Consider the following 3,502-nt stretch of genomic DNA (forward strand, 5'->3'; position numbering starts at 1 on the left):
GAAATTAGTTTCTACCCATTCCCCCCCAGATGTCAAGCCGGATTTTGTTAAGAAAGATGTGAGTAAGGCATAGCTTAAGAAGGGGAGTAGGGGTTGACTTTGAGAACGCTTCCAGTCCCCCCTTGTAGGGGCGGTGCCCCCGTGCCCGCCCTCTTGGCTAGGGGGGATATCCGGGTTTGATAGATGCCGAATATCTAGGTAAAAAAACCCGGTTTCTCAACTTCACCTCTCTCTTCTCTTCCTCTGTGCCCTCTGTGGCCTCTGCGGTTAAATCATTCCGAAACAACCGTAAACGATATCATCCAAAGCCTCAACAAAAATTTCACCATCTCAGCTATAATCAAAACCATCCTCTCCATCCTCACAAACCCGCCATGAGACGCTGGTCCGACGGACAACAACTAGACGACGGCAAATACATCATCGAAGAATACCTAGGTGGCGGCGGATTCGGTGAAACCTACCGCGCTCAAAATCGCCATGAAGGTAAGTCAGTTGCGATCAAAACTCTGAATCTTTTCCAACAATTCCAGCCGGATTTTGCTAAAACACAAAATAAATTCCTCAAGGAAGCAATGTCTTTAGCCAAGTGTCGTCATCCCCATATTGTCGAAGTTTATGATATATTTCGCGAGGGTGATTTCAATTGTATGGTAATGGAATTAATCGATGGGATTGACTTGGCTACCCATCTCAAAGAAAACGGCCGTTTGTCGGAACAAAAAGCTTTGTCAATGATTCAGCAATTAGGCGATACACTGACTTGCGTCCACAAGCAAAACCTGACTCACCGCGATGTTAAACCCGAAAATATTATGCTCAGAAAGCGCGGTATGGAAGCTGTTTTGATTGATTTTGGTTTGGCGCGACAGGCGACGTTATCAGGAAAGTTAATGACTAATAGTAGCAGGGGGACTGAGCATTACGCGCCCATTGAACTTGCGGAACAACGCTCTCAACTTGGCCCTTATACTGATGTTTATTCTTTGGCGGCGACGCTGTATAATATGCTCACAGATAACAAGCCGATTCCGTCGCCCGGTAGAAAGATTATTGATCCTTTTATTCAGCCAAAACAGTATGATAATAAAATTAGCGACAGGGTGAATGCGGCGATTATCAAAGGGATGGAGTTGGAACCGCAAAATCGCCCGCAGTCGGTGCAGGAATGGTTGGATTTGCTGGTGCCGAAACAGGTAGTATTGCCATCACCAAAAGTTAGCCCTCAGCCAGCACAAAAATCTTTTGAAATGCCGCTGCCAAAACCAGGGTCTCCTGAGACTACCCGCGTAGTTTCAGCCGTGGGGATGGATTATATAAACTTGTTGCGGAATTTATTGGCGGCCAAAAAGTGGAAAGATGCCGATGGGGTAACTTTCACACTGATGTTGAAGGTGGCGGATAGGGAGAAAGAAGGACGGTTGGATACAGAAAGTATTGATAAATTTCCCTGCGAGGACTTGCGAATCATTGACCAACTTTGGGTAGAATACAGCAATGGGCGCTTCGGTTTTAGCGTGCAGAAGCGCATCTATCAAAGTTTGGGGGGAACTAGGGAATATAATTGGGAAGTTTGGAAGAAGTTTGGCGACAAGATAGGCTGGATAAAAAATAACCGATGGCTGTGCTACAACGACCTCACTTTTTCAGATTTAGCGGTGCAAGCTCACCTCCCTTGTATAGCTTTAGCGTATAGTGGGGTTGGTTTTGGATATTGGAATGAAGGATGTGTGGGGCCTAACTTCGGGACGAGCGGCGGGTTGGTTGGTGAGGGAGGCGACCGTTCGGACGTGAGCGCGTGGCTGAGCAATTGTTCGATGACGTCTCTTCTCTCGCGTCGAGACTTGTAGACTGTAACATCTAAGCGTTTCAGGATTTCATAAAGATTTATAACCAAGCCCAAAACCACGAAGCCATGCCCTGTCTACGTTTCCGACGGGGTTGTCGGGACATAACGAGCAAATAATCAAAGTAAAATCAATCTCAGAAACCGGGTTTCTGCGATAATTTACGCATCATCACCCAGATTCAGGAAGAAACCCGGTTTCTACCTCCCCACCAACAGCCTCCAAACTCCATAACTTAGAAACAAAATTTGTAATTTGCATCAACAATCAAGACTATCCAGCATCATTGGAAGTACGAAAAATCTACCAAATAATCTCGGATAATCGCGCTGGGGAACATCAATTGATCCGAGTTATTGATGAATCTGGCGAAGATTATTTGTATCCAGTTGCATATTTTGTACCCATCGCATTGCCACAAGCCGTAGCCGCCGTATTTGCCTAATGTAAGTTCATAATTACAACAGAAGTAGAGGAAATAGAAATTTTACCAACTATAATTTAATTAATCTAAAATCCCAAATCTAACATCCAAAATCGATAGATGGCTTACAGTAACTTTTCCCTCAGTGACTTAATCAAACAATTCGGCTTCACTCTCAAAGACAAAAACAACTTATTTGTCAATATCCCCGAAGTCGGATACAGCGAATATCTAGATTTCACCCTCAATTACAACCTCCGAATAGCCAGCGAAATCAACACAGAAAAAGCTCGTTCTGAAATGATTATCACCCCAATTTTACTAGAATTGAGGAGAATGCTAGACGATAAAATTAGCTTGTTTTCCGGTAAAGAGTTTAACGTTGACATAGAAAAAGGGCTGAATGGTGCTTGTGATTTTTTAATCAGCCTGTCTGAGTCTCAAATTGTAATTATGGCACCAGTCATTGCGATTGTTGAAGCTAAGAAAGAAGACTTAATCGGCGGTTTGGGGCAGTGTGCAGCCGAGATGTATGCAGCGCAATTGTTTAATCAAAAAGAAGGCAATCAAATTCCCATAATTTATGGTGTTATGACATCGGGCACTGTTTGGAGATTTCTTAAGTTAGAAGGTAATGCTTTAGATGTTGATGTTGCTGAGTATTACATTAAAGATGTAGGGAAAATTTTAGGGATTTTATCAAGTTTGCTGAAAGGAATGGCTTGATTGATAATGAGAACCAGACTTACGCACTCCGACCAAAGAAACCGGGTTTTTATTGAATCTTTCGGTTGAAACCAAATATTGCCGTAAAAAACGCGGTTTCTGAACTCCCATGCGTCCTGGACTATAGCTGTTTGTGTTATGATATATTGAAAAAGCAGATTTTTACTGAGAGGTGAATCAATGACAACATTAGCATTGTCTTTAACCTATACACAACTCCTAGAATTAGTCCAACAACTTCCTAGCGAAAAACAAGCAGAATTATGTGAGTTTTTACTAAAAAACAAGTGGGGCTGGTTAAGTAACTTTACTAAAGATAGCGAAGCAAACGCACGAATGGCTTGCTGGAAGCGCGGAAAAGATTGGGACACGATGACTGAAGAAGAACGCGAAGAATTTATTAACGATGTATTGCAAGAAGCTTAATCAGTAGAAGTTCACGGGGGTAGCAAAAACCAAAAAAATCTGATAAGGTGAGGCACATGGAGAAGACAGTGCCGGAATT

Annotated in this window: 4 protein-coding genes; all 4 read left to right on the plus strand. The window is 43.0% G+C overall.

Features of this window, described 5'->3' with window-relative positions:
• Positions 1-374: 374 nt before the first annotated feature.
• Complete coding sequence (locus QUA04_RS29035; protein ID WP_333264089.1) at positions 375-1,850, plus strand: serine/threonine-protein kinase; 1,476 nt, start codon at positions 375-377, stop codon at positions 1,848-1,850.
• 283 nt (positions 1,851-2,133) lie between these two features.
• The gene (locus tag QUA04_RS29040; RefSeq protein ID WP_445242393.1) at positions 2,134-2,292 is read left to right on the plus strand and encodes a hypothetical protein; all 159 of its coding nucleotides are present in this window, start codon (positions 2,134-2,136) and stop codon (positions 2,290-2,292) included.
• A 99-nt stretch (positions 2,293-2,391) separates the two neighbouring features.
• Complete coding sequence (locus tag QUA04_RS29045) at positions 2,392-2,997, plus strand: hypothetical protein (RefSeq protein ID WP_333264094.1); 606 nt, start codon at positions 2,392-2,394, stop codon at positions 2,995-2,997.
• 180 nt (positions 2,998-3,177) lie between these two features.
• On the plus strand, positions 3,178-3,423 hold the full coding sequence (locus QUA04_RS29050; protein WP_333264097.1) for a hypothetical protein: 246 nt from the start codon (positions 3,178-3,180) through the stop codon (positions 3,421-3,423).
• Positions 3,424-3,502 lie beyond the last annotated feature (79 nt).

This window comes from Microcoleus sp. S13_C5 (assembly GCF_036700845.1).
Lineage (GTDB): Bacteria > Cyanobacteriota > Cyanobacteriia > Cyanobacteriales > Microcoleaceae > Microcoleus.